Below are 3,734 nucleotides of genomic sequence, written 5' to 3' on the forward strand. Positions count from 1 at the left end.
AGAGAAGAAGAGGAGGATGTTCATATCCTATTTAGGAAGGCTGTATAAGTTTATAGCTATAACTCTAAGCATGAGCTTTTAATTAAAAAATACTCTGTTCTAGTCAGGAATTCCAATATCGTATCGGTAGGCAGACCAAATCTCATCACCATGTAACTTTTTTTTATTCAATCATCTTCAGGAGAAAAGATCATGGAAAGTTTTAATGAGTATCATCTAGACCCAAATCAATTTAATTTTCTTAACAGCTTTCAAGATAACTGGCAAGTGATTAGAGATGAGTTTACAAACTTTATCAAACACGCATCTCATGAAGAATTACAATTCAGTTATGATGTTTTGGGACCTAAAAGTAAAACGATTAAAACTAAAGGAAATTCTAAATACAGTGCTTTTGGTATTTTATTTCAAGGTATCTTCATTGAAGAATATATTCAACTTCATCAAATCGAATATCCTAATTATAGGCAAAATGACGCATCGCAAAAAGCACTCGCATTAAGAGAAAAATATTTCCCAAATTTGGCTAAGGTAATCAAAAAAGTCAACTTAATCAATGATAACATCATCAGAAATGTCTATTTTGGTACATTCCATCCAGGCTTGGATATTAAGCTGCATGTAAATGATAACCCTCATATGAACCGTGGCTATCTAGGATTGATTGTGCCACCAGGGGATATAGCTATGAAAATATGCCATGAGCAGCTTTATTGGCATGAAGGAAAATTCATGGTTTTAGATCATAGCTATCCACACTGCCCGCATAATTACACTAATTATGACAGAACCGTCTTGGTTGTAGACTTTTTAAAAACAGATAAGCCTAGAGAAGACTTAATACGCTTTGAACAAGAGCAAGTCACACAACGTATGCAAGATAATCCTTACAGTTTAGGTGTTTTTGGTAAAAGTGATAAAGCGAAAACAGAAGATTTTATCAAGTATGGTTTAGCTCATCAGTTAGAGTGGGATAAAGCCTTAGGAGCTTAATTTCATCTGCACACTGTCTGGAAAAACTTATTGCGAGGGTTTGACATGTTAAGTGGCATTAAACAGCAAGTGGTGGTTGGCAAGGACGGCAAAATTGAGATTCAAACGTCTGAGTTAGCAGAAGGAACTGTTGTTGAAGTGATTGTTTTAGTTGAACAAGATGTTGTTGAAACAAATGCGAACCAATCTATTCAACAAGATGAGACAGAGTATTTGCTGTCTACTGAAGCCAATCGTTACCACTTGATGACCGCTATTCAAAACATTGAAACAAAAACCAACCTGGTCAGTTTTACGCCTGAGGAATGGAATGAAGAATATAACATTCGCTCATTCGGCATTTGAACAATTCAACGACTGGGCAGCACAAGATAAAAAAATTCATCGCAAGATTATCACCTTAATTAACGATATTCTTCGTCAACCATTTACTGGACTTGGCAAACCTGAACCTCTAAAGCATGAACTGACCGGATATTGGTCACGACGAATTACGGATGAGCATCGTTTAGTGTATGAAGTGACTGAAACTGAAATCATCATTTTGAGTTGTCGATTTCACTATGATGACTGAAGCTGTTTGCGATCGCCCGTATACGCCCAGAGGGTTTTCTTTGAGAAAACCCTCTCCCCAAATCGAAGATTTGGGGCACTCTGCTGCGCAGGGTGGGGCGTAGGGCGCGCTGCGCCATCGCCTATTCTCCCAACCATGCGATACGCAAAAGCTAAAGCCAGAGGCTTGCCTTTTCACAACCTTGCTAAGTTCACTCAATGACTATCAAACCACCAAGGGTCACTCATGTTCTTTGTTTTCACCAAAAAAGCTTTTTTCCGCATAAAACGTGTCAGCGCCGCAGGTCCCATGCGTGATCCACCCATACCAGAAAATTTGAAAGCATTTTTTTCTCCCTCATGCATAAGAGCAGTCAGAGCTGCATCGTTGATACTGATAGCACCTGCATCTATCTGACGCGCGACTTCCAAAGCTTGTGCTTCCGACGAGGCAAAAACTGCTGCACTTAATCCATAAATTGAGTCATTCGCCAAGTTCACCGCTTCTTCAATTGTGGAAAAGGGCATGACTGGCATAATCGGACCAAATGTCTCTTCGGTCATCACCTTCATAGAATGGTTGACAGAAGTGAGAACTGTAGGACGACACCACCAAGATCCTCCGTAATTCTCAACTTCACCGCCACAGTGGACAACTGCTCCCTGTTCCACTGCGTCTAGCAGATGGTCGCTGATAATTGCTGCCTGTCTTTCTGCAATAATCGGACCAATTTCTCCATTTTCCAGCCTAGGGTAAGCTAATTCAAGGCGTTGCACTTTGGCTACCAGTTGTTCAACAAACTTTTCAAAAATAGATTCCGCAACGTAGATCCTTTCTATAGAGAGACACGACTGTCCAGTGTTGACGACAGAACCCCACAAAATTGCTGATGTTGCTAAGTCTAAATTAGCGGACGACAGTACAATAGCCGGGTCTTTACCTCCTAATTCCAAAAAAGCAGGAATGAAGCGTTTAGCTGCTGCTTCTGCTACTTTTCGACCTGTTGCCACACTTCCAGTAAAGCATACCAAATCCACATACTCGATGAGTGCAGCTCCGGTTTCACCTGCTCCCTCTATAAAAGTTAATACATCACGTAATTTTGGAACTGCATTAATTGATGCCAACAGTGGTCCGGTAAAGCGGGGAGCAATTTCACTGGGTTTGACAATCACAGCGCAACCAGCGAGTAATGCTGGAATTGTATCAATTGTTGAAAGCAAGAGAGGAAAGTTCCACGGGCTAATGACCCCAACTAGAGGGTAAGGAACCGCTGTTTGTTGCAGTTCGATAAAAGAAATTGCTGTATCTTTGACAGTTTCTTGCAGCAATTCTGGTGCTAATTTACACCACCTATCAATGCTAGAGAGAAATGAGTCAATTTCTAATTGCGATATTGATAATCTTCCTGTATCATTGACCAACGCTTCGAGCAGTTTATCGCGTCCAGATATAATCGCTTGCTTCCACTGTTGCAGAACTTCGATTCTTCCTTCTAAACCAAGCTGCAACCAACCTCTTTGTGCTCTCCGCAAGCGGTTGCATTGCTGTACTATCAGCTTTGGGGGTAGTGGTATAATCACATAATCAAATTTTCCAGTCCAGGGGTTGCGGATTTCTATTGGTTTGGACATGACTTATATTACCCCTAGTTTAGTTAGGCGCTCTATTGTTTCTTGCTGTGTTTGGATAAAGTGTTTGCGGTGTACTTCTTTTTCCAGCATACTGTTAGCTGGGTAAAAGTGCGAGTGATGATAACTTTCTGCGTAGAGTTCAAACCGCTGTCGTGAAAGTAAATTATTTAACCCTGGACGGCGGCGGTAGCGGCGTAAAGCAGCCAAGTCTATTTCAGCAAAAGCTGCCATACTCTCCCCTTCGCCTGTCTCAGCTAAAACCAGCCCTCGATAGTCAATGATTTTAGAGCCACCATCGGCAGAAGCGACAGGGATGGGGATATTAGCGATGCCAGCAGTATTGGATGAAACTACGTATGCCATGTTTTCCACAGCGCGACAGATTTTTGCCGCTTCTTTGGGAGCGCGTTCTTTGCCATAAACTTCTGAGGTTGAGTGCAGAAAAATCTCTGCTCCACGCATTGCTAGACACCGCGCTACTTCTGGATATAAAATTTCTTCTGATGCGATCGCCCCCAAATTCCCAATTGCAGTCTTTGCAACCGGAAACACAC

The 3,734-nt window shown here is 41.6% G+C and carries 5 protein-coding genes; 3 read left to right on the top strand and 2 right to left on the bottom strand.

From position 1 onward, the window contains the following. Positions 1 to 192: 192 nt before the first annotated feature. Genes DP116_RS20940 through DP116_RS20950 form a run of 3 tightly spaced genes read left to right on the top strand, consistent with a single transcriptional unit; the run spans position 193 to position 1,567 of the window. Complete coding sequence (locus tag DP116_RS20940) at positions 193 to 993, top strand: aspartyl/asparaginyl beta-hydroxylase domain-containing protein (RefSeq protein WP_169157011.1); 801 nt, start codon at positions 193 to 195, stop codon at positions 991 to 993. A gap of 45 nt (positions 994 to 1,038) precedes the next feature. After that, positions 1,039 to 1,338 (top strand): hypothetical protein, encoded by a 300-nt coding sequence (locus tag DP116_RS20945; RefSeq protein WP_169157012.1) that lies wholly within the window; start codon positions 1,039 to 1,041, stop codon positions 1,336 to 1,338. Beyond that, complete coding sequence (locus DP116_RS20950) at positions 1,304 to 1,567, top strand: Txe/YoeB family addiction module toxin (RefSeq protein ID WP_169157013.1); 264 nt, start codon at positions 1,304 to 1,306, stop codon at positions 1,565 to 1,567. The genes DP116_RS20945 and DP116_RS20950 overlap by 35 nt, the downstream gene beginning before the upstream one ends. A 194-nt stretch (positions 1,568 to 1,761) precedes the next feature. On the opposite strand, the gene DP116_RS20955 is transcribed toward DP116_RS20950, so the two are convergent. Both DP116_RS20955 and DP116_RS29565 read right to left on the bottom strand, forming a co-directional pair. Continuing rightward, on the bottom strand, positions 1,762 to 3,180 hold the full coding sequence (locus DP116_RS20955) for an aldehyde dehydrogenase family protein (RefSeq protein ID WP_169157014.1): 1,419 nt from the start codon (positions 3,178 to 3,180) through the stop codon (positions 1,762 to 1,764). A gap of 3 nt (positions 3,181 to 3,183) precedes the next feature. Continuing rightward, the coding region (locus DP116_RS29565) for a nitrilase-related carbon-nitrogen hydrolase (RefSeq protein WP_281357457.1) at positions 3,184 to 3,734 on the bottom strand (551 nt) is incomplete at its 5' end.

This window comes from Brasilonema bromeliae SPC951 (assembly GCF_012912135.1).
In the GTDB taxonomy this organism is placed as follows: Bacteria; Cyanobacteriota; Cyanobacteriia; order Cyanobacteriales; family Nostocaceae; genus Brasilonema; species Brasilonema bromeliae.

Bases quoted from the DNA above. Each gene is read 5' to 3' on its own strand.
- DP116_RS20950 (WP_169157013.1), top strand. From the start codon at position 1,304: ATGAAGAATATAACATTCGCTCATTCGGCATTTGAACAATTCAACGAC.
- DP116_RS20955 (WP_169157014.1), bottom strand. From the start codon at position 3,180: ATGTCCAAACCAATAGAAATCCGCAACCCCTGGACTGGAAAATTTGAT.
- DP116_RS20945 (WP_169157012.1), top strand. From the start codon at position 1,039: ATGTTAAGTGGCATTAAACAGCAAGTGGTGGTTGGCAAGGACGGCAAA.
- DP116_RS20940 (WP_169157011.1), top strand. From the start codon at position 193: ATGGAAAGTTTTAATGAGTATCATCTAGACCCAAATCAATTTAATTTT.